Origin of the sequence: Bdellovibrio sp. HCB-110, from assembly GCF_047323225.1 — a bacterium.
Lineage (GTDB): Bacteria > Bdellovibrionota > Bdellovibrionia > Bdellovibrionales > Bdellovibrionaceae > Bdellovibrio.
This window is the reverse complement of record NZ_CP178750.1, coordinates 553,938-576,295: the sequence shown is the minus strand read 5'-3', so window position 1 is coordinate 576,295 and position 22,358 is coordinate 553,938. Positions and strand designations below refer to the sequence as shown.

The following is a 22,358-nucleotide window of genomic DNA, read 5'->3' as shown; positions in this document are numbered from 1 at the left end:
CTTGGGATGTCTCGAGAGAAAGATCCCGTCAAAACCCGACAAGCAGCTAAAAAGAAGGTCATGGACCTGATCGCACGTCGGGACCATTCCGAAAAAGAACTGCGCACTAAATTGCGAGAAAAGTTCTCAGACGAAGAGGATCTGGGGGACATTGTTGATGAAGCGATCGACTTTGCCAAAGACAACAATTGGCTGGGAGATCCCAAAGACCTCGCCCATCGGCTGGCTGATATGCTTCACCGTCGCAATAAGGGTATTCACTACATCAACAATTACCTGCGCGAAAAAGGATTGCCGTCGGTAGAGACGGACCGAGACTTGGAGCTTGAAAAGGCTCTTTCGATTGTCAAAAATAAGTATGATGAAGATTATGAATTCTCTCGGGAGGATAAAGCCAAGGTCGGCCGATTCCTTGCATCCCGTGGGTTTGATTCCGAGACCGTAAGAAAGGTTATTTATGAAAAGCTCTGATATCCGCAACGCCTTCGTGAACTATTTCAAGAAGAATGGTCACACGCATGTGGCTTCTTCTTCTTTGATTCCTGAAAATGATCCGACGTTGCTTTTCGCCAATGCGGGTATGAACCAATTTAAAAATACTTTCTTGGGTCTTGAGAAACGTGACTACAACCGCGCTGTGACTGTGCAAAAGTGCGTGCGCGCTGGCGGTAAACACAATGACTTGGAAAACGTGGGCTTCACGGCTCGCCACCACACATTCTTTGAAATGTTGGGGAACTTTTCTTTTGGCGACTACTTCAAAAAAGACGCGATTCACTTTGCTTGGGAATTCCTCACGAAAGAATTGAACATTCCCAAAGAAAAACTTTATGTGACTGTGCACATCTCGGACGACGAGGCCGCGGAAATCTGGCACACGCAAGAAGGAATTCCTAAAGATCGCATCTTCCGCTTTGACGCTGATAACTTCTGGAAAATGGGCGACACAGGTCCTTGCGGTCCTTGTACTGAGATCTTCTACGATCACGGTCCAAAAGCAGGAACGATTGCGGATCCTTACAAAGGGATTGCTGCCGGGGAAGATCGTTTCGTGGAAATCTGGAATCTGGTTTTCATGCAGTACTTCGAAAATCCTCCAGGAACACTGACTCCACTTCCAAAACCTTCTGTGGATACGGGTTCAGGTCTTGAGCGTGTTGTTGCAGCGATGCAAGGCAAGTTCAACAACTACGACACGGATTTATTCATGCCGATGATCGAGCTTGCTTGCAAAATCGGAAAAGTGGAATACATCACAGACAAAGAGATCTTGGCGAAAAATAAAGACGCCATGGAAAAAACGTCAGCTCTGCGTGTTCTTGCCGATCACTGCCGTTCAACTTCATTCTTAATTGCCGACGGCGCTTTGCCTTCAAATGAAGGACGTGGCTACGTTCTTCGTCGTATCATGAGACGTGCGATCCGTTACGGTCGTAAACTTTCTCCAGATCAATCTTTCTTGCCGGGAATGGCGGAAGCTTTGATTGAGAGCATGGGTTCTGTTTATCCGGAGCTTAAAGAGCGCCGCGATCATATCTTGAACACAATTCGCGATGAAGAAGATCGTTTCATCAGCACTTTGGACAACGGGACAAATATCTTGATGGAAGAATTGTCTAAAGCAAAAGCCAAAGGCATCAAAGAACTTTCGGGCGAAGTTGTTTTCAGAATGTACGACACTTACGGTTTCCCTGCGGATCTCACTCGCGTGATTGCCAATGAAAATGGCATTGAAGTGAATGAGGCGGCTTTTGAAAAAGAAATGGAAGCCAACCGTGCTAAATCCAAAGCGTCTTGGAAAGGCAAAGCTTTGGGTGCGGATGAACAGCACCTTATCAAATTTGCCAAAGACTATGTCGCTACTGGAAAAACCGTGAAGTTTACTGGCTACAATGGTTTTGCAGACGGCGGAAAAATCACGGCTCTTTCAAACGGTCACGAAGTTGTTACAACTTTGAAGCAAGGTGAAACCGGCGTTGTCATTCTTGATCAAACTTCATTCTATGGCGAAGGCGGTGGTCAAGCAGGTGACGTGGGTTACATCATGGAAGGTCCATCTCGCGCGAAAGTTGTGAATACAACGAAGATTGACGATATCATCCTTCACCATGTGGAAATTGAACACGGTGATTTCAAAGTGGGTGCAAGCGTTGATACCATCGTGAATCCTTATGAACGTCGCAATACGATGAGCAATCACTCGGCGACTCACTTGTTACACTCAGCTCTTCGTAAAGTATTGGGCGCGCACGTGACGCAAGCGGGATCTTTGGTGGATTCACAAAAGACTCGTTTCGACTTCACTCACAACAAACCTTTGAGCTCTGAAGAGATCAAACAAATTGAAGATCTAGTGAACGAACAAATCGCCCAAGCCCATGACGTCAAAGTCGACATCATGAGCCCGAAAGATGCCCAAGCCAAAGGGGCCATGGCGTTGTTTGGTGAGAAATACGGCGATCAAGTTCGTGTTCTGACAATGGGTGATTTCTCTTGCGAACTTTGCGGCGGAACCCACGTAAAAAACACTTCTCAGATCCGTTTGTTTAAAATTGTTTCTGAGGCCGGCGTTAGCTCGGGCGTGCGCCGTGTGGAAGCTATCACGGGCGATGGCGCCGTGAAGTACGCCATGAACTCGATCACTCACTTCGACGACGCTTTGACGGCAGCAGGCTTGCAAAAAAGTCCTCATTACTTGAAGCATCTTGAAGCGACAGGTGAAACTTCCACACTCGCAAATCGCGTGGAAGCTTTCAAAGAGCAGATCAAGCAAATGGAAAAAGAAATGAAGAAGTTGCAAGGCGGACAAATCAACGTCGACGATCTTGCAGCAAAAGCATTGAGCTTTAAAACGAAGTCTGGATCTGCGGCGAAACTGGTTCTTGCTGATGTGGCTTTAGATGACAGACAAGTCTTGGCGGAAGTAACAGATCATTTGAAAAACAAAATTCAAAATGGTGTTGTCGTTGTTGTCGGTCAAGGCGAAGGTTCGCACCCGATCATCGTGAGCGTATCTAAAGAAATCACAGGTGAAACAAAAGCCGGTGATCTTTTGAAAGAAGTTGCCGCCGTGATGGGCGGTAAAGGTGGCGGACGTCCTGACTTTGCTCAAGGAGCCGCACCCAACCGTGGCAGCCTTCCCCAAGCTTTCGATAAAGTTAAATCACTTCTTGGTATCTAATATATAGAGATACTCCAGTTCAGCCTTCTGAATTGGAGTATCTACTCTAAAAATCCTTCCAGATATTTGAATTCTCTTTTTTATTTAATACTGATGTCGGGCATTTAATTTGAGTGCTCGATCATTAGCTTCTACTGTCGCAACAAACAAATTCAATTCCAAAAATAGGAGGATGAAATGAAATTGTTTGCTGTCGCTTTGACTCTCTTAACGACTTCAAGTGCCTTCGCTGCCGATCTACGCGCCAAAACTTTGGAGTGTTCTGCGGTGAACGCATCAGGTTACGCCAGTCTGAAATTAGAAAGAGAGAATGATGTTCAAATTGTCATCAACAACCTTTACACCATTCAAGCAACCATCACGGACATCGAAAAGAGAGTGATCACTCTGCATCAGGCAACTCCTTCTCGAGAGTACCGCATTGAATTTGATGAGGCTTTAAAAGAGGGAAAACAAGAAGCAAAAGGAATCTTGTACGGCCGCTATGCCCCTAACTATCCTCTTGTAGCCACTAGCTATGTGAGCTGTAAATTGGATTTAGTAGCAAAATAGATTGAGAACTTCAAAAGAAAGAGCCGACTTAAAAGTCGGCTCTCACTTAATTTATAATTTCTAAAATCTTAAACTTATTCGCAGTTCATTTCTGTCCAGTGCTGTTTTACGTGAGACACGTAAGCCTGGAAAACATCCGTAAGAGCACCGCAAAGATCTTTCCGGCCTTTACCGCAAGAATCTTGTTCCTCACCCAAGTTCACGCGTTTCTCGTTCACATATAGAGACGCATAGCCCGGTGTGTATTTCATCGCACAGATTTCACCATCCGCATTTGCAGCAGCGCAAATGCTTGCACCACCTAAGATGGTTTTCAACTCTTGCAAGCTGCCAGAATCCAAACAGCGTTTTTGCAAAACAGCGTTGGTGTCATCGACAAGATCAATAGAACCGGATTGCACAGAGATCACAAGACGATACGGAGTTAACTCCGTGGCCTTTCCTGAAACCGAGGCTTCGTCTGAGATATTGGGAATTTCAACATAGGTGACTTTGCCACTCGCTCCCGAGGAAGCTTCTTCACCGTTAGAACTTGATGGCGGAAGATTGACGGATACTTCATTCGCAGTCAGATCGGATGTCTGCATCGTATTTTGTGCACAGTTTTGGAATCCCAAAACGAGACACAATGTCGCGATGAGTGCCAAGCCTCTTTTCACATTTCCCCCTATTTTCACGTCTCGTATTGATTATAAGCAATACTCGTTCCGACCTCAGACCTACGTAATATCGGGATAAGCTGTTATAAACTTAACGCTGTCTTATGAGTTTGCACCCACGGTTTCGTCATTAGGAACGCAGTACTTTTTGACGAGTTCGACCACCGTCTGCTTGCGGATGGGTTTTCCGCAGTGTTCGTCGGCTCCAGCATTGAGACTCTTTTCGATATCTTCCATAAAATTATTCGCAGAGATCACGATCACAGGTGTGCGAATGCGATTTTGAACTCGCTCTAAATCACGAAGTTTACGAATCGTATCCAAACCGGAAATGCGTGGCATTTGCACATCCATGAAAATTAAATCGTAGTGATTGCATTCCCAGCGCTCCAGACACTCGTATCCACCATAGGCCGAATCGACTCTGACAAAATCCAGTTTCTTCATATAGGCCTTGAGCAACATGTGGTTTTCTTCCATATCATCGACGATCAGGATTCGTCGTAGAATAGGACCGACATCAGGACTTTGCAATTTTGCCGGAGGAGGATTTTTAGTCACCCAACGCACATTCCAAGGTTCGGCCTTACGACTTTGCATCTGAATAGAAAAATAAAACCGAGAGCCCAGGAGCTGACGGCTTTCGCAGTGAAGCTCTCCGCCCATCATTTGCACGACCTTCTTGGAAATGCTGAGCCCCAAACCTGTTCCACCAAAACGACGCGTGACCGACGAATCTTCTTGGCCGAATTCATCAAATATTTTTTTAAGATTTTCCTGGGCGATACCAATACCGGTGTCTTTGACCTCAAAAAGGAAGTACTCCATGGAGGGGTCACTTCCCGCATAAATTTGCACCGTCAACTCAATGCTCCCGCGATCCGTGAACTTCACGGCATTTCCTAACAGGTTCATCAAGACTTGCTTTAATCGCAAGGAGTCCCCAACAATCCATCGATCCAGATCGGGACCATTGAATGAAAATTGCAAACCTTTGCGCATGATCGCCGTGGAAACCAAGGCTTCCACTTCGCGAATAAGATCGCTGAGCAAAAACTCACGGCTTTCCAACTGCATACGCCCGTATTCAAACTTTGAAAAATCAAGAATGTTGTTAAGCATGCTGAGCAAGGTTTCCCCCGCACTGCGCAGAGAACCCAGGAAATCTCTTTGTTCTTCATTCAAAGGCGTTTCTTCCAACAACTCGGCTGAGCCCAGCATGGCATTTAAAGGCGTGCGAATCTCGTGGCTCATTGTCGATAAGAAAAGAGATTTCGACTTTGTCGCCGCTTCGGCTTTATCCCGAGAGTCCCGCAATTCTTTAAAAACAGTTCTGTCTTGATTGACTACGTATCGTCCTGTTAACCATACCATCAACGTCAAAAGAAAGTAGGCTGTCAAAGTGACGAAGCCGAAAAAAACAAGGCGAAAATAAAGGCCCGAGTAAGCTTCCGCTTTCTCTTGATATATAATCATATGCCAAGGGCGACCTTTTATCGGCTTGGAATATGTAATGTAGGTTTTTCCGTCCGCTCCGGGAAAGTCTTGCAGCTTCTGCCCTTGAATATTGAAAACCTTCTGCACGATTTTGGGCATGCGACGAAATTCATCTTTAGAAAAAGCTCGCAGATATTTGTAGCCCGCTAAAGGAAGATCTTTCGCGATCAAAGGTTGAACCGGCCGACCATGATTGTCGACGATAATCACACCACCCGTTTCACCAAGTTTAAAGGAACTTAAGCGATGTGCGATATCACTCGCCAGCGTATCAATACCGACAACAGCTTCCAATTTTCCATCGACATAGATGCCAGCTCCAGTACTGAACATGACTTTTTCCATGTAACCTTGGTCGAAATAGAAATCGGAAAAGTTCACACCGGGATGACCATCATTCATCGCCCACCATTGCATCTCGGGATCTTCATAGTATCCAGGCTCGGGAAATTCTTCCGCCACGAAATAGCGTGGATCGTTGTACTTGGTACTTGCAAACAAAGAGTAATCTCTATGAATCGTAAAGACATAGGTGTCTTTACCAAAATATTTCTTCGCCAGGCGCGGAGACAGAGCAAAGTAAGCATTGTATTGAGTCGAATAAGGGGCAATCGTCGACGCCGCAAAACTTCGAAACTTTGCAACCCGCATCGCCTGTGGCATCACCTCAAAAAGATCCACCATGCTTTTAAGTTTTTGGACGTTGGCTTCAAGACTGAAGATGTCGTTATTAAGTCGATCCACTTCGCGGCTCAGAGCTGGTTCCATACGCTCGCGGATAGCTCCTTGCTCAGAGATAAACAAATGGGTTCCGTAAACCCCGATCACCAAAAGAAGGATGAGGGTCGTTACCACCTGATTGAGCAAAAAAATGTGTACCAGTGTGAGCTTTTGTTTCATCTACACTTTCATTAAAAATTCACGCCCACCCCAAGAGTTCCGAAGAACGTCGTGAGTTTGGCGCCTGAGCCATCTGATTTCTTTTCAAAATAATAATTCTTAATTCCAAAGCCGGCTTCGCCAAAAAAGCGCGGAGTCCACATCACTTTGCCGTGGAAGTTAACGACGTAGTCATCACCCAATTTGATATCACTGTCCGTCGAGGAAACATACTTGATGAACTCCATGTCCACCCATTTTGGATAATTCATGAAGGGCAATTTGCTAAACCAATAGTCCAAAGCGCGAGGCATAGAGCGCGCCCAGAAAAGACCGACTCCGAGCTTTGGAACATTCATATCTCCGAGAGTCATCGTTTCATAAGCAGCAATCAGACCCACAGATTCATCCTTCTCCCAAAGGCCTGGGCTGAAGCGATAGCGAAGATCGGCCTCCGCCACTTTCAAATCCACGTCTTCGCTAGAACCCGTATCATCCGAAGCAGGAAGTTGCGTGAGTGACGTAAAGTACTTCGCACTCACTCCCCATCTTTGTTTTGAAAGATAATAATTTTGCCAGCCGAAAAGATCATTGAACCACCACGAGACGTGGCCTTCACCTAAAACGACGAAGTCACTTCCACTCGTCAATACACCAGTCAAACGGGCACTGGCTTCACCCGCACCGCCGCGATAAATTTCCAAATAAGCTTTGTGAGAGGTTTTCTCCCCCGGAATTTCAAGGTGAGCCGTATTCATCGCAAATTTTTCAGGTGCTGCAAATTCCCACTTTTGCAAACCGCCTTCAGAATCTTTCACCATCATTTGATCATTTGGCAAATAAGTTCCCGTCTGCGCTTTCTCTGAAATAAAACGACGATCTTTCTGGCGAGGTGGATTGTTGATCTCAAGACCGTAGCTGAAAACTCCGCCTGATTTTCCAGGCAAAATCAAACGAGCTTCTTTTTTGGAAAGGTCGGCTTGCCACAAATCACGGGAAGCACCAATCGTGTTTTCAAAACCTAGGAAGCGCGTGATTTTTCCGTAGTCATTTCCTTCTAAAATTTTCGATTCTGTTTTTAGAGGACGCGGAAGTTCTCCCGTTAGAGTCACATGACCTTCGTTCTCGGACTCAATCATGTCTCTAATAACGGGAGCGACAGGCTCGGACACAAATTCATAAGTGGCATTGTTATTTAATGTCGCCAAGAACTGCACGGGAGCACCGACGGCGACTTCTTCTTTCCCTGCTAGTTTTTTCTCTTCGTTTTGCAAAATCACCCGGGCCGTGGCTTCAGATTTGGAAAGTCCCATTTGCATTCCGGATTCTTTGATCTCGATTCCGTACGACGGCGTGCAAAGACTTGAATAACCCTTTTCAACTTCCGAACGCAGACAGAAGCGGAAATGCTCGCCGTCTTTCCACTGCGGAGCTTTCGGACCTTTAAGATCCTTGAACGACCAATTCCCTGGTCCTTCCGCTTTTTCTTTCCACAGCTCTTTACCTTGTTCATTGATGATCGTGATGTCACCGGACGAAACCAGCTCTTGATTCCAAGTGAAGTTCAAAGATTCATTTTCTAAGCGCGCTGTGAAAGATTCACTGTCAAAAGTAAGACCGTTGATCTCTAATTTTTTACCTTTGGATTTTTTAAGATCGTAATCAATTTGTGGATTTTTGATTTTGAGTTCTTGATCCATCACAGAGAAGAAAAGAGGTTTTGAGTATTCAGGATATTTTTGTTCCGCAAATGCCAAACAAAACCACGCGCTGCAGATCAATATCGCAAAAACCAACTTCACAAGACGTTCCTCTCTAGATGTTCTTAATACTTAGAATAACTAGCAAATTGCGCTCTGTCCGTTAAATCACGTGGAACTCAGACCTTGTGCTAGCAGGGATTCTGCGGTCACTATGCGGCCAAATTCAAAAATATCGCCCATTAGTGCGATGCATTTACATTGCCTGCACCTTCAGGCTGAAATAGCCTCCCTTGCGCTTACACCTAGATGGAGGGTTTTAAATGAAAAAGCTAATCGTAGCAGCTTTGGTTCTTATGGGTTCTTCAGCAATGGCAGACACAACAGTTTTGAAATGTGTTGTTCCAGAAAGCACTTCAGTAACTTTGAACGTAGATCTTGCTGATGACCAATCAGTAGACTTCGTTGTTGTTTCTTTGAATGAAAAGAGCAACCAGTCTGTATTCTTCTCACAAATGGATAAAGGCACTGTAGCTGCTCAAATCCAAAATGGTTTCCTGAATCTTTTGGCTTTGACTGACAAGTCTTCTCAAGAAGACGGCGTTATCAAAAACACAGGTTTCTTGGGCCTAGGTAAAGAAGCTGATGGTTCTTTCGGTGGCTTCCTTGCTGCTAACGGAAATATCTATCCTTTGTCTTGCTCTACAAAGTAAGAAGGACGATATCCAAAATAAAAAAGGCTCCTACGAGGAGCCTTTTTTATTTCATCTTCCAATCACCGCACCTGAGTTCGGCTTCAAACATCGCACTTTGCACTTATTACTGACGACCACTTGAGTTCCCGGAATACAGGTTAGGTACAATGCACGAATCAACGCCAACGCCTGATCGTAAGTCACACCTTGCGAACACTCTTTCTTTAAAACCTCTTGCACAGACTCGACCTTGCCCGCCACCGCAGGAAAGTTCCAAGTACACAAAGCAATGATGAAAAGAATCTTGCACATTTTCATACGCTAGAAGTCCGTTCTCAAGCTGAGGTACATCGTTTTCACTTCGCGATCTGTTGGCACCACCGGCCCTACGAAGACTGGCAAATTTGAATACTGCTGAATACGAAGACCACCACGGACGGTTACGAACTCCATCCATTTTTTCGCTAAATAGATATGGTGTCCGGTCCCATTTGTGCGACAAAAGTGTGTAAGGTCTTCTGCGGCCGCAGAAAAATAAACCGAGTTCTTAGAACCTTCCAACCATTCATATCCCGCAGCCCAAGAGTCGCGACGATAACGAGCCGAAAGCAAAGCCACATGACCTTGAAGAGTGTCATGATCCTTTGTCGTTCCAAACCCAGTGCCTGGGCCGCTGAACAAGCCATTGCTTTCCGTCTCGTTATAATTGTAACTCAAAGAAACATCGAAACCGCCGCGATTCACACCCAACAATTCAATGGATGCTACGATGGCTCGCGACAAAATACTTAAGTTGGAAGTGCCCGCCCCTGATGAAAAAGGTAAGTTTGAAAACTGATAATATTGAAGAATAAAACCGGTTTCATCCGCGATATTCAAATTCTTCCAAACGTAGTCCGACTGCAAAGAAAACAAATCAACAAGAGTGTTTGTGGTCACCCCCACCGGAGTCCCCGCATTGGTGTCCGCCTTTGGAGGTGTCACATACTCACTCTGCAAGGCAGCTCCACCATTCACATCACTGAACGGTGTATAGAGACCACGCAACGCCCACTGATTTCCATCTGGGAGATACGAATCCAAACGATACGTCAACGCCACTCCATCCAAAGGAGAATTGTAGACAAGCAACGGGTATGTTCCCATTCTAGAACGCAGATCCCAAAAATTTGTCGGCGAACCATGCACCGTTGGCAACCGCCCGACCGACAATGTCCAAAAGCTTCCATTCGGAGACAGATCGACATAAGCTCGCTCTAAAAATATCTGCGATCCCGTATTTCCGTAGGCCACATCCAAGTCTTCATTGAAGACTCCATCAGAACCAGCTTGTCGCCATTTATTAAAAAACTTTGTCGCCGTCGTGCGAGAGAAAACTCGGATCTGCGGACTGACTTCCGCATCTGCGTTCAAAGAAAAACGTAAACGCAAATAATCCAAAGCCTTGTAGTCTTTCGGATTTGGATAGGTTTCATTCACCTCAAGGTCGTCGTAAGTACTGACCAAGGTTCCACTAAAAGAAAAGTAGTTCAAAGATTGGTTGGCTTCGAGTTCGGCCAGGCGTTGCTCAACACTTTTTGCAGACATCGTCGCAGTGGTCACCGCAGGCTCTTGAGCCCCGCACACCAAGCTGGCAATCAAAGTTGAAAAAAGCGATGGAAACTTCACAAACAACCCCTCAGCATCGGGATTAACATTGTGAAAGATTCGAATCAATCAGAGGAAAATTACAATTTTGGAATGAAGAAGAGATTCTTAGGCCAAAAAAAAGGGAGCTGAAACAGCTCCCTTTTCTCTTCCGAAAACTCGAAACGATTAACGTTTAGAGTATTGGAATCTACGACGAGCGCCGGCTTTACCGTATTTTTTACGCTCAACCATACGAGGATCACGTGTAACGAATCCAGCTTTCTTAAGAGTTCCTTTGAACTCAGCATTGAAAGCGATCAAAGCACGAGTGATACCCAAACGGATCGCACCAGCTTGTCCAGACTCACCACCACCAGAAACAGTGATTTTAGCGTCGAACTTGCCAAGTTGGCCCAATAGATCAAGAGGCTGTACGATCACCATGCGTGATTGCATACGGCTCAAATAATCATCAGATTTTTTTCCGTTGATTGTGATAGTGCCTTTACCAGGCTTCAAGAAAACGCGCGCAGAGCTCGTTTTTCTTCTTCCAGTTGCATAATAGAATTTTTCTGCTGCTGCCATTGTCTATCTCCGATTACTTCTTAGAAGGAAGTGTGAAAAGAGCTGGCTTTTGAGCAGCATGAGGATGCTCAGCACCAGGGTACGCCTTCAATTTCATGATAACTTGGCGAGAAAGCTTGTTTGTAGGAAGCATTCCGCGAACAGCTTCGTGCATGATGAAAGTAGAATCTTTCTCTTTTGCTTGAGCTGCAGTCATCTCTTTCAAAGAACCAAAGAAACGAGAGTGACGGAAGTATTTTTTGTCATCCCATTTAGTTCCAGAAAGCTCCATTTTGTCCGTGTTGATAACAACAACGAAGTCGCCAGTATCAACGTTTGGAGTGTAGATAGCTTTGTTCTTTCCACGAAGAATGTTTGCGATAGTTGTAGCTACACGACCTACTTTTTGGTCAGCGGCATCAACGATCCACCATTTTCTTTCAACTTCATCTGCTTTTGCATTGAAAGTTTTCATTATAAGGTCTCCAGTTTCATGTGAATGTGTAGTTTTACCGTCTGCACATTCGGCAAAAATATGTTTGAGTTTAACAACGGGCTCTTACACTATTTTGCGGGAAGGGATGTTTTAAAGTTCTATACACCTATTGTCAAGGTCCTGAGGATAATAAACTCTCATTAAATAGAGACCTTGCGCGGGCGCCGGAGGCCCGGCCTGGCGGCGATCCATGGATTTAATTATCTCTGCCATTTTACTAGGGTTTTCGCCTTTTCGTTCGAGCATCAGGGACGTGCCCACGATATTGCGAACCATCTGTTTTAAAAAGCCATCCCCCGTGATATCGAACTGCAAAACATCGGGTTTACGCCATTTCCAGTCCGCCTGATAGATCTCACGAACCGTGTCCGTGATCGGCGTGCCGACTGACTGAAAGCTCTTAAAATCTTGATTTCCCAGGACAAATTTTGAACTCGCAATCAGATGTTCAATAGACAGGTCTTTACGCACCCAATCCGCATAGCGGTTCATATGGGCACTGGGGCGAGGGCGATTCAGGATCAAATAACGATACGTCTTATGAGTTGCCGACAAAGTCGCGTGAAACTCTTCCGGGGCCAGCCACGCCTTTTTCACGACAATACCCGGAGGTAGGTGAGAATTCAGGGCCCAACAAATGTCCCATTTTTTAGCCGGATCAATCTTGCGATGCGTAGAAAAGTGGCAGACTTGGTTGAGGGCGTGAACCCCGGCATCGGTGCGACCGGAAGCAAAAAGCACGATTTTTTCGTTAAAAACTTTCTCCAGGGCTTTCTCAATCATATGAGCCACTGAAATCTGTCCTTCTTGTTTTTGCTTCTGCCATCCGCAGTAGCCAGTGCCGTCGTAAGCCACCGTCATTCGCACTTTTGTCATTTACACCTCTAGACGCAGTCCAGTTGCACATCCTGCGCCCAGCGCGAAACCTACCAGCTTCCCCCCGGCTTCACAAGAGCCTAGGGCTTTTTTGTCTGAGAAGAAGACGGAGGTTGAGGTTGCGTGGACGATTTGCAAATCTCAATCGCCGTTCCTACATCCACAGTGGAGTAAATCTCACGAATTTCTTCGTTTGTGACAGCGACACAGCCTGCCGTCCAATTGTAAGGGTGAAAGCCTGTCACAAATTGCAAAAACTCAGGTCGGTTTGGATTAGGAAATCCATGGACCATGATATTTCCACCTGGAGACTTCCCCTGAGAGCGCGCATACTCTGCATCCGCCTTATTCGGGTAAGAAACATGAAGGCTTAGGTAGTAAGCACTTTGGGGATTTTTGCTGTCGATATAGTAAAGACCTTCAGGCGTTTTGCTATCCCCTTCAAATTGCTTGTGCCCATTCGGCTGCAAACCGAAAGCGACTTTGTAGGTCTTTAAAACCACATCGTCTTGAAGCAAATACAGCTCTCTGCGGTCCTTGGAAACGAGGATGCGATCGGCCTTTTTTTTATCCGCCATAAAACGGCCGAACTGATCCGAGTTCAAGTGAGGAAGTTGGTCGATGCGTTTGATGTCGTCGCAGTAACGTGTTTCTGCAAAAGATGACGAAGCCGACAAGAGAGTGAATAGGAGTAGAAGTGTTTTCATGGTCATGAAAATTAACCTCTCCCTCGCATTCCCGCAAGACGGGCCCGAGGGAGTGGCAATAAAGACAAGCATGGCTAAAGCATTGACATTGCTCCACGAATTTCCGAATTGTCTAGAGGCTGTTCGACCTTGTCCTCTTTTCAGGGTCCCTTGACGAAAATCGGCAACCAGCGTACTTCTTGCCCACTTTTTTAAAACCAAAAAATTCAAGGAGATCACATGAAATCATTTATCGTAGCTATGATGTTAATCGCGGGCCCAGCAATGGCTCAAATCAACATCCAAGACGAAACTGTTAACTCTCGTCCGGACGACTTCGAAGTAGAATTCTTAAGCTGGTGTGAACAAAACAAAGTTATGGGGCAGAACTATTCAACCGGAGAAGTTGAACTTCGCGCTGACTGCTCAACTCAAGGTTTGACCTGCAAAACATACAATATCTTCCGCATGAACAGATCTATCTACACAGCGGCTTGCGTTCAGCAATAATCTAAAAACAAATTCTCTATGCTGTATTCGATTCGTCGGATACAGCATCATTCTGGATAGATTATGACCACCATTGCCGACCATATCGAAAACGCTTTTGATCTTAGTTACCTCAACTTTTCCAAATATCCCAAAACTCAAATCAAAACCATCGGCGTTCTCGGTGGAGGAACAGCGGGTTACTTAACGGCCCTCGCTCTTAAAAAACTGCATCCGACAATCAAAACTTCCGTGATTGAATCCAGCAAGATCCCTGTGATCGGTGTCGGTGAGTCGACCACAACGGAAGTCGTTCCTTTCTTGCACAGAACTTTAGGTATTGATCCAGAGACTTTCTTTCGCGAAGTTCAACCGACGTTAAAACTCGGCATCCGCTTTGATTGGGGTTGCCCTGGGGATTATCACTTTAACTTCAATTTCTTTGCAGGACACCAGCAAGAATCCTATTACTATGAAGACTCCATCAACAATGCCAATTGGTCGTCTGTGTTGATGGATGCAAGCAAGATCCCCGTCGTTCGCGACGATGATGGTTCTTTGACTTCCCTTCTTCCCAGCATTCCGTTTTCGTACCATATCGACAATAAAAACCTGATTCGTTTCTTGAACAAAACAGTGAAGCAGAGATCTATCGAGATCCTGGACGCTGAAGTTGTGAAAGTGAATTTGGACGAAAACCAATTTGTGTCGTCTTTAGAAACCGACGACGGCCAAAAACTTTCTTTTGATCTTTACATCGACTGCTCTGGCTTCCGTTCTAAAATTATGGGTCAGGCGTTGCAGTCCGAGTTCATTCCGTTCACCTCAACTCTGATCAACAACCGCGCTTTGACTTTTGATCGCCCTAACAACGGCGTGATCAATCCTTACACGGCTTGCACGACGATGAACAATGGTTGGTGCTGGACGATCCCGATGAGAGATGAAAATCATCATGGCTATGTTCACTCGACTCTTTATTGCGATGAAGAGACGGCGGTTGCTGAAGCTCGCGCAAAATACGGTCACTTTGAAAAATACAAAATGGTCGAGTTCAAATCTGGCCGCTACAAACAGGCTTGGAACAAAAACGTCTTTGCCATCGGCAATGCTTACGCTTTTGTTGAACCACTAGAGTCCACGGCCATCCAGACCGCTATGCACAGTATTATGACTCTGTGTAAGTTGATGCCGAACTCTCACACCGATTATGCTTCTATTGCTGGTATCAACCAAGAGATCGCCGTGACTTGGGATACGTTCCGTTGGTTCTTGGGAATTCACTACAAGTACAACAAGCAGCTTAATACGCCTTACTGGAAGTGGTGCAACGAAAACACCAATATTGGCGATGCCCAGATGGTTGTGGATCTTTTCAACCAACGCCCACCTTTGAGTTCAAGCAACTTCGGTACAAATTCGCCGTACACGGCCTTAGAAGCCCTGGTTTTCAATAGCTATAGCTACGACACTCTTTTGTATGGACAAAAGGTTCTCAGCAAGCCTCCAGCGAAACCCGCGATGGGTAAAGAAGAATACTTAAGCAGAACTTATTCTTACCAAGAGCTGACGAAGAAAGCCTTAACGCTCAAAGAACTTTTTGACGGCGAACATCTGTTTGAAGACGAACTGCTGGCACAGCTATTTGAAGATCCCGACACTTGGATCGTAGAGACTGAAGCCTAAAACTAATAAAAAAACCGCATGTTGTTCTGATCTGTACCCTGTTTGTGGGACAGGTTAATAAAAGCCCGGGCTAAGATTGTAAATGCCTCCGGTACTCTACCGGGGGCATTTTCTTTAGACCCATCTGAGGCCTGTGATTGTTATAATAATCTATTTCTCGAGTCACTATTTCTTTGACCTCTTCGATTGTTCTGCAGGAGCTAAGATCTATATGATCCTTCAGATGTCCGAAGAAGCTTTCTATCGGAGCATTGTCTAAACAGTTCCCCTTCCTCGACATGGATTGCTTTATCTTGTGATCCTTGAGCATCTTTCTAAAGATAAAATGAGTAAAGTGGAACCCTTGATCGGAGTGGACCATTAACTTCCTTTTACTTCCTTGGCGTCTATTCAGAGCTTCACTTAACGCCGTAGTTGCTAAGCTAATGTCAGCTCTTTGGCTCACGCTATAAGCCACCACCTCTTTTGTACATAAGTCTTTAAAGGCAGCTAGGTAAACTTTTAAACCTTTTCCGTAGGTCATCTGAGTGATGTCTGTTGAGTACACCTTGTCGGGCCTTTTTACTTTAAAACGTCTAGCGAGTTTGTTCTTAAAAGTTCGATGCTCATGATGCTTCTTTGCAAAAAATCTGTACTTATTTTTCTTCCGGATCTTAGTCTCTAAACCGTACTTTCGCTTTATTCGCGCGATCTTCTTATGGTTCATTTTTAGAGATAAACGCCGCTCTAAGAGCATCTTGATCTGACGGATGCCAATGCGACCTCTTCTCTCTTCAAAAAAATATTTAATTAGTTCATAATCACCAGCATCCCTGTCCTTACTCTTAGAGATGAAGTGTCGGTAATAACCGCTTCGGCTTACTCCTAAGACCTCCGTGATTTTGTATATTCTTATCTCTTGAGTATGAGCCATAACCTTGGCGATAGAAGTGTTGATTACTTCCGTTGCGCCAAGGCCTTCCTCTTTTTTAAGGTCTCGATGACCTCCGTTTGGATTTTAACGATTGCCTCTAGCTCTGCGTATGTAAGCTTGTCTTTATTCTTCTTAGGACGACCCTTTAATGGGCCCTTAGCTGTTCCACGCTTATCTTCTTTAAGAGCTTCTAAGCCGTGTTCCTTATATTGCTTAACCCATCTCTTCAAACAGTTGCGGGCATAGTCTTTCTTTAATAATTCAAGAGGAATTCCAGCCTCTTTAAAGATCTCTTCTGGTGAAATACCTCGGAGATATTCTTCAACAGCATGGATCTTAAACTTATAAGTATAAATGATCTGGCTGTTCGTGAACCTCTCAATCCATTCGCAGCCTTCAAGCGTCTTAAATACTTCTTGGCTCAACTTCAAAACGACCCCCCTTAAAACACAAAGCCCCATCTTATCACAGATGGGGCTTTTTTATTTGTGTCCCAATTTCAGGGTACAGATCAGTTCATGCGGTTTTTTTATTTCCATTTAGAATGCGCTGTTTAAAGGATTCAGAGGCAAGCGGATGATTTTCCACCATGGATCTTTAAACTGATCCACACTCAAACTTTGTTGCACATAAACCCATTTACCGGACGCTGACTTCACCATACGGAATGAGATATTGATCTTAGAGTCGTTGTTACGAATCCCGATATTTGTTTTATAAACACAGTTGTTAGAGACATTGCCCGTGATCATCACGGACAACTCATTGTCTTTCTCTTTGAACTTAGACCAATGAACGTTGTGAAGGATCGAAGCGATCGGCTTCTTATTCAACAACTCCAAATCCGGAATTGGTAAAATAGGAATCGGCACCGTCAACCCCACACAAGCCACTTGGTCTTTGTACTCAGCACTGATATCAATCACATCATCGCCGACGTTAAGAAGAACTTCCGGGAAAGACGAGCTCAAGTTGGGATTAAAGACTGTCGCAGAAATTTCAGAGTTCCATGGGATCAAAGGGGTCGAGATAAACTTTTGTTGCAATAACAAAGAAACTCTCACACCCAGTAGATCCAACTCTTCGTGGCTGTAGTTTCCGTAGTGATGACCCATTTCGTGAACCAGGATCGCAACCGCTTCGGGGATTGAAACTGGATCATAACCTTCCGCTTCGCTCTTAGTATAAAGCAGGTCCGAATTGATATAGATAGGGCTGCCGACAGCACTTCCCGTTTTTGCGACCCGAACCAGATCATCAATAATGAATGTACCCGGAGCTTTTGTTTCCGAAGCAAAGAACAATTGTTTGCTGGCTTTTTCTTGCGGCATGTTCTGGACGATTTGTTGCAGAAGACCGCGTTGGCGCTCCGTGAGTTTGCATGAATCTGATTTCACGCAAATTTGGATGTATTTATCCAACTTCTCATAAGCATAGAGGACATTTTTCTCGGCGATACCTCCGCCGTTGTTCACAAGGTCCCCGCCGCGCAAGATAGCACTCGCTGGGCCGGCAGCAAGGATCACAGTCAGACTGACAATAAGAGAGTTCAACTTCATCATTTAGTCCTCCGATGAGTTCTGAAGTTTAGTGAGAGGAAAAAGCTGAAAAGAGAGCGTATAGACTTCAGAAACGTCGCCCTCTTCTAGCAAACTAGCTATTTTTTTACGAGTCTTTAGTAGGATTTCCTTGGCCTGTGGCAATTTTTCCGGGTTCACGGCCATGGTGACAGAGCCAAACTCACGCGTTGTCACAGGGTCTCTGTGTAAAGATTCCTCTGCCAGACGCAGATTTTGGCTGTGGTGCTTTCTAATCGCAGCTGAGGGAATTTCATTAGAAGTTGTTAATGGTTTCACTGTGCGTTCCATGCGACCCCGAACTTTTTTTATAAGTTCCAATCTGAATAAACGCTCTAGAGCAACTTCGGCTTCGTCCTTTTTTATATTAAGACGTTCTGCAATCCACTCAGGTCTTGCGGAATTTGCTTTTAGCTTCGCGAGATTGAGAATAGCTATATAGTGCCAGTCCGCGATCAATCGGAAAGTGTCTTCGTCAAGCATTGTGCGATCATCGACTTCCGTGCGCGCGGATGTCTCTTTATAGTGAGACCAGATTTGTTCTTTCTCTAACGGAGAAATCAAAAGTTTCTCCATCACTTTTTGTACATTGGATTTAGAAAGAGATCTTTTGCCAGCTAACACATCTGAGAGACTCGTGACTCCCACATCTAAATCACGCGCGAAGGCTCTGATGGAATAGGCGGAGTTTCGCATCTGTCGCTTCGCCAGTTCCTGCAATAATAAATTTTTTACGGTCATTTCCATGGCGCATAAATATCTCAGACCCTGTTTAAATGCAAGCTCTCGGGACAGATTGTCCCGTTTTATTAATTCGGGACACTATGTCCCGATCAGGGTCTAGACAGTCCGGAACATCTGAATTACTTCTAGTCGTGTTCCGAGATACGAAAAAACAAAAACAACCTTAAAAGGAGAAATGAAAATGAAAAAACTATTTGTAGCAATCGCGTTGGTATTGGGTGCGGCACAAGCTCAAGCATACACAGCTCCAGCATGGGCATGTAACCTGAGCTTTAAAGGAACTGCTCACGGCTTTAAAGTGATCTTCGGGAAATATTCATATGAAGGCCGCGGCGATTTGAATTGCGTGAGCCTCACGGGTCAAACTGCACACTACCCTGTGACAGTTTCTATGAAAGCAGCACCTCTTTCACCACAAGTTGCTTTAGGCCGTATGGAATTGACAGGTCAAGCTGCTGAAATCGCTTTGTTTGACAGCAACCCAGAGTCTATCTTGGGCACTTACTATGTAGCTCAAGCTCAAGGCGCTGTTCTTGGTGGCGTTGGTATCATCACAGCGACTCGCGTAGATCTTCCAGAAATGGCTTTGAAAGTTTCTTTGCAATTCGCAAAAGGTTTGGGCGTGAATCTTGGTGTGAACCGCATGGAAATTGCTCTAGATCAAAATCGTTAATCTTCCCCGATTAATGGACAAAATAAAAACCCCGAGTTCTTATGAGGAGACTCGGGGTTTTTTATTTTTCTTTGTAATTCAATTTAGTAATCGACGACGATTCCCGCACCGACAATGTTCGAAGAGAAATCCAGGTCTTCATTGAAAGTGCTCAGATAACGATAATCTAAAGACACCCACAAATTCGCGATACCGTATTCCGAGCGCAAGGTGAAAGCCGTTTCACGATTGATGGCCGAAATATTAAACAACATTCCCGCCGCGCCATAAGCTCCCGGAGTTCCTACTGCCGATGGCGATTTTCCATCGTCACGGAACTCAGCCACCGCAATATAAGTTCCACCACCTGCGACGTAAGGAGCGAGCCATTGACGGGACATCCACTCCAAGCGGTAAACAGCACCGATACTTAAAGGGAAAGCGACGAAAGTATATTTCTCTTTTGGCGTCAGAGCACTCATCGAAGGATCAACGAAGCGGCCGTTGCCATTGGCCACCATGATTCCGAAACCGGCTTGCAATCCCAATTTTCCGTAACCGTTAAAGGGCTGCCATTCGTAGTCGAACATCATGACGGGCTGTTGACCATCGGAATACATCATCTCAAATGTCGTCCCATCCGCCGCTGTGATTCTTGGCGGGTCCATCATACCAACTTTGAATGAGCCTGTTTGGTCAAAAGTTCCAGTCTCTTTTGTTCTATAAATATAAGAACCATCTTTGGTAATGGCGATAAGACCTTTTGCCGCTTGAGGATGGTGAATGTATTCCACGCCCCCTTTGGTCGAACGCTGAACAACATCTGAAGAACGAGCTCTTTTCGGAGTCGGTTTGACTTCGACGACGGGCTCTGCCGGAACCACAGAAGGTTCTTCAACTACCGGAGTCTGTGTTTCTTCTTCTAACAACAACTCTTCTTCAAGTTTTTTTCCGGAATCTGGAGCTTGTTCGTTCAGATTCACAGTTTCTTTTTTAGGTTTTGCTTCCGGCTCGGCACTTTGAATTTCGTCTTCGATAGAAAGTGCTTCCGCTTCATCAGGAGTCTGTTCGGACCCAGGAAGAGTATCAAATTCATTTTCTTCCTGCACAAAAGGCGGCTCTTGCGGGGCAGACTCTTCTTGCGCATGCACAGAGTGAAAAGAAACCACGGCGATCAATGCCACAAAGTATTTATGCCACGATTTCACAGTTCACCTCTGAATCTACGGCCCAAAATCAAACGACGATAAAGTTCATAGAATGAAGCCACCGCCAAAGATAAAATCAACAAAGTCGTCCAGAATCCCAAAGCGACACTCATGCGAGCAAAGTACAACAGAGGCCAAAGGGCCGTGCGCACAACCGCTTTAGTCACTTCGCTTTCCGCGATCATGTTGGCGTAGTAAGGACTGTATTTATAATAAAACTTCACGAAGGCGCGTCCCCAAGAATTCGTAAGCAAAAACTCATTACGGAAATCCCTGAAACTTTGCACTTCCGGAGCCATGTCACTGCCAAAAGCCGCTGTCGCAATAAAACAGCTCTTGTCATCCAAAAGACCAATCACTTCCGAAGGCGTTGTACAAAGTTCCGCCACCGTCACGGGAGATCCCGGAGTTCCTGGAATCGGAGTGAAGAAGGAAATAATTCCCGTCGCATCTTGATTCGCCATCACCATGCAATAACGGGCACCATTTACCAAGCCATCGATGCGATTGTCAGCGACAGGAGGACTTGCAGCTTTATTGATACCAACACTGAAGAATCCTTCTTTATTGCTCAAGTTCGCAATGGTTGTATTGTCATCTTCGCCAGCAGGTTGCTCACGATAAAAGAAAACCAAATTCGTATACTCAATCCCACCCGCTGTCGAAGCCGGATATCCCGGAGACACAACAAGGTTGTCGGCATAAACTTTTTCATCCCCAGGGAAGACTTCGAAATGGCAGAATCCATAGTTCGTTGTCGCTTCAGTGGTATTGCAATCCGTATAGAACCATTCCGTTCCCGCCGTCGTACCCACTTCAACATATCGAGAAACAATACGAACCGACATCGACTCCGTCGTCGCCGTCCCTGAAGTGTTGCTACCTTCAATACCGACAGTCAGAGTTTTATCAAAAGACCCTTTACAATCAGTGCCAACCCCAAACTCAGAGCACAACTGCCCCCAAGGAATCTGCGTATTCAAAACAGTTCCACTGTCTTCAATAGTAAAAGTGGCAGAAATTTGATCTTCACCCGACTTCAAAAAAGCTTTATTTGCCGTAGCCCCCGTCAAAGTGAAATTCGTACGAATAGTCAGTCGAAGATTCGCATAAGCATTATTCTTATTACAAGGCCACAACTTCGACCCGGCAATAGTATCCCCAGTGCAACTATCACAAGGAAGAGTTCCATCCCCCGTACAAGTCCCAGCAAACCCACCATAAACAATAGGCTTAGTAGTATCAGACTCATCCTTACCAGAAACCCCAGTAATAGAAGCCAAAGTCATAGCTGCAAAACTTTGAGAAGAAACGAAAAAAAGACCCACCAAAACCAAAGAAGTTTTAGCGAAAAAAGAACTCTGAATTCCAATCCTTGGAAATAGCGCCATACCCTAATCGAACCATGCTAAAGTCCGGATGTCAAAAAAAGGAACCACCCAAGACCTTCGTCGACCTAATAGACACATCCCGAGACAAAGCTTAATCAATTAAGCGCGCAAGTTGAGGACCATCCGAAACGTGGAAAAACCATGGAACGAATTCAAAATGATAAGTGGCTGTTAAGATAGATCCCAACGAAGCCTAAACGCAAAATCCCCTTACCTGTTTCGGCATCGCGAGTTCCGCAGCAGCAGATCCCGAAGGGATCGCGTCCGCGAGGACTGTCCGAGCA

22 protein-coding genes are annotated in these 22,358 nt (G+C 45.3%); 7 read left to right on the top strand and 15 right to left on the bottom strand.

Annotation, left to right across the window (positions count from 1 at the left end; translation table 11 throughout):
• Nucleotides 1–6: 6 nt before the first annotated feature.
• From ACL934_RS02745 to ACL934_RS02735, 3 genes are all read left to right on the top strand, one after another.
• Nucleotides 7–471: a regulatory protein RecX gene (locus ACL934_RS02745; protein ID WP_374077451.1), complete on the top strand. Its 465-nt coding sequence runs from the start codon at nucleotides 7–9 to the stop codon at nucleotides 469–471.
• Nucleotides 458–3,181, top strand: coding sequence for an alanine--tRNA ligase (gene alaS / locus ACL934_RS02740; RefSeq protein ID WP_413613021.1), 2,724 nt, complete (start codon nucleotides 458–460; stop codon nucleotides 3,179–3,181). The genes ACL934_RS02745 and alaS overlap by 14 nt, the downstream gene beginning before the upstream one ends.
• A gap of 177 nt (nucleotides 3,182–3,358) precedes the next feature.
• Nucleotides 3,359–3,733, top strand: a complete 375-nt coding sequence (locus ACL934_RS02735) for a hypothetical protein (protein ID WP_374077448.1) — start codon at nucleotides 3,359–3,361, stop codon at nucleotides 3,731–3,733.
• A gap of 74 nt (nucleotides 3,734–3,807) precedes the next feature.
• Here the strand turns inward: ACL934_RS02735 and ACL934_RS02730 are convergent, their stop codons facing one another.
• The 3 genes from ACL934_RS02730 to ACL934_RS02720 all read right to left on the bottom strand — a co-directional run bounded on the left by ACL934_RS02730 (nucleotide 3,808) and on the right by ACL934_RS02720 (nucleotide 8,570).
• On the bottom strand, nucleotides 3,808–4,392 hold the full coding sequence (locus ACL934_RS02730) for a hypothetical protein (RefSeq protein ID WP_413613020.1): 585 nt from the start codon (nucleotides 4,390–4,392) through the stop codon (nucleotides 3,808–3,810).
• A gap of 102 nt (nucleotides 4,393–4,494) precedes the next feature.
• Nucleotides 4,495–6,789: a hybrid sensor histidine kinase/response regulator gene (locus tag ACL934_RS02725; protein ID WP_374077444.1), complete on the bottom strand. Its 2,295-nt coding sequence runs from the start codon at nucleotides 6,787–6,789 to the stop codon at nucleotides 4,495–4,497.
• Nucleotides 6,790–6,800: 11 nt separating this feature from the next.
• The gene (locus ACL934_RS02720) at nucleotides 6,801–8,570 is read right to left on the bottom strand and encodes a hypothetical protein (RefSeq protein ID WP_413613019.1); all 1,770 of its coding nucleotides are present in this window, start codon (nucleotides 8,568–8,570) and stop codon (nucleotides 6,801–6,803) included.
• A gap of 221 nt (nucleotides 8,571–8,791) precedes the next feature.
• Here ACL934_RS02720 and ACL934_RS02715 point away from each other — a divergent pair, with 221 nt between their 5' ends.
• Nucleotides 8,792–9,181 carry a hypothetical protein gene (locus tag ACL934_RS02715; RefSeq protein WP_374077440.1) on the top strand — a complete coding sequence of 130 codons (390 nt, stop codon included), beginning with the start codon at nucleotides 8,792–8,794 and terminating at the stop codon, nucleotides 9,179–9,181.
• A gap of 51 nt (nucleotides 9,182–9,232) precedes the next feature.
• Here the strand turns inward: ACL934_RS02715 and ACL934_RS02710 are convergent, their stop codons facing one another.
• The 6 genes from ACL934_RS02710 to ACL934_RS02685 all read right to left on the bottom strand — a co-directional run bounded on the left by ACL934_RS02710 (nucleotide 9,233) and on the right by ACL934_RS02685 (nucleotide 13,435).
• A complete protein-coding gene (locus tag ACL934_RS02710) occupies nucleotides 9,233–9,481 on the bottom strand; it encodes a hypothetical protein (RefSeq protein WP_374077438.1) in 249 nt (82 codons plus the stop codon).
• A gap of 3 nt (nucleotides 9,482–9,484) precedes the next feature.
• Nucleotides 9,485–10,831 (bottom strand): DUF3373 family protein, encoded by a 1,347-nt coding sequence (locus tag ACL934_RS02705; protein WP_413613018.1) that lies wholly within the window; start codon nucleotides 10,829–10,831, stop codon nucleotides 9,485–9,487.
• Nucleotides 10,832–10,978: 147 nt separating this feature from the next.
• Complete coding sequence (rpsI, locus tag ACL934_RS02700; protein ID WP_374077435.1) at nucleotides 10,979–11,377, bottom strand: 30S ribosomal protein S9; 399 nt, start codon at nucleotides 11,375–11,377, stop codon at nucleotides 10,979–10,981.
• Between the two features lie 13 nt (nucleotides 11,378–11,390).
• Entirely contained in the window at nucleotides 11,391–11,831 is a 441-nt protein-coding gene (gene rplM / locus ACL934_RS02695; RefSeq protein WP_374077433.1) for a 50S ribosomal protein L13, read from the bottom strand.
• Between the two features lie 111 nt (nucleotides 11,832–11,942).
• Complete coding sequence (gene truA / locus ACL934_RS02690; protein ID WP_374077431.1) at nucleotides 11,943–12,728, bottom strand: tRNA pseudouridine(38-40) synthase TruA; 786 nt, start codon at nucleotides 12,726–12,728, stop codon at nucleotides 11,943–11,945.
• An 80-nt stretch (nucleotides 12,729–12,808) separates the two neighbouring features.
• The gene (locus tag ACL934_RS02685) at nucleotides 12,809–13,435 is read right to left on the bottom strand and encodes a L,D-transpeptidase family protein (protein ID WP_413613017.1); all 627 of its coding nucleotides are present in this window, start codon (nucleotides 13,433–13,435) and stop codon (nucleotides 12,809–12,811) included.
• Between the two features lie 219 nt (nucleotides 13,436–13,654).
• Here ACL934_RS02685 and ACL934_RS02680 point away from each other — a divergent pair, with 219 nt between their 5' ends.
• On the top strand, nucleotides 13,655–13,924 hold the full coding sequence (locus tag ACL934_RS02680) for a hypothetical protein (RefSeq protein WP_413613016.1): 270 nt from the start codon (nucleotides 13,655–13,657) through the stop codon (nucleotides 13,922–13,924).
• A 63-nt stretch (nucleotides 13,925–13,987) separates the two neighbouring features.
• A complete protein-coding gene (locus ACL934_RS02675) occupies nucleotides 13,988–15,589 on the top strand; it encodes a tryptophan halogenase family protein (protein WP_374077425.1) in 1,602 nt (533 codons plus the stop codon).
• A gap of 70 nt (nucleotides 15,590–15,659) precedes the next feature.
• On the opposite strand, the gene ACL934_RS02670 is transcribed toward ACL934_RS02675, so the two are convergent.
• From ACL934_RS02670 to ACL934_RS02655, 4 genes are all read right to left on the bottom strand, one after another.
• Entirely contained in the window at nucleotides 15,660–16,502 is an 843-nt protein-coding gene (locus ACL934_RS02670; RefSeq protein ID WP_413613015.1) for an IS3 family transposase, read from the bottom strand.
• Nucleotides 16,503–16,525: 23 nt separating this feature from the next.
• Nucleotides 16,526–16,933 (bottom strand): helix-turn-helix domain containing protein, encoded by a 408-nt coding sequence (locus tag ACL934_RS02665; protein WP_413613014.1) that lies wholly within the window; start codon nucleotides 16,931–16,933, stop codon nucleotides 16,526–16,528.
• 108 nt (nucleotides 16,934–17,041) lie between these two features.
• Entirely contained in the window at nucleotides 17,042–18,064 is a 1,023-nt protein-coding gene (locus ACL934_RS02660) for a hypothetical protein (protein WP_413613013.1), read from the bottom strand.
• Entirely contained in the window at nucleotides 18,065–18,826 is a 762-nt protein-coding gene (locus ACL934_RS02655) for a DUF4423 domain-containing protein (RefSeq protein ID WP_413613012.1), read from the bottom strand.
• Between the two features lie 178 nt (nucleotides 18,827–19,004).
• Here ACL934_RS02655 and ACL934_RS02650 point away from each other — a divergent pair, with 178 nt between their 5' ends.
• Nucleotides 19,005–19,496, top strand: a complete 492-nt coding sequence (locus tag ACL934_RS02650) for a hypothetical protein (RefSeq protein WP_374077420.1) — start codon at nucleotides 19,005–19,007, stop codon at nucleotides 19,494–19,496.
• Between the two features lie 83 nt (nucleotides 19,497–19,579).
• Here ACL934_RS02650 and ACL934_RS02645 read toward each other — a convergent pair whose 3' ends face one another.
• Together ACL934_RS02645 and ACL934_RS02640 are read right to left on the bottom strand one after the other, a co-directional pair.
• Complete coding sequence (locus ACL934_RS02645) at nucleotides 19,580–20,683, bottom strand: hypothetical protein (protein WP_413613011.1); 1,104 nt, start codon at nucleotides 20,681–20,683, stop codon at nucleotides 19,580–19,582.
• Nucleotides 20,680–22,074 carry a CFI-box-CTERM domain-containing protein gene (locus ACL934_RS02640; protein WP_374077416.1) on the bottom strand — a complete coding sequence of 465 codons (1,395 nt, stop codon included), beginning with the start codon at nucleotides 22,072–22,074 and terminating at the stop codon, nucleotides 20,680–20,682. Before ACL934_RS02640 ends, ACL934_RS02645 begins: the two co-directional genes overlap by 4 nt.
• Nucleotides 22,075–22,358 lie beyond the last annotated feature (284 nt).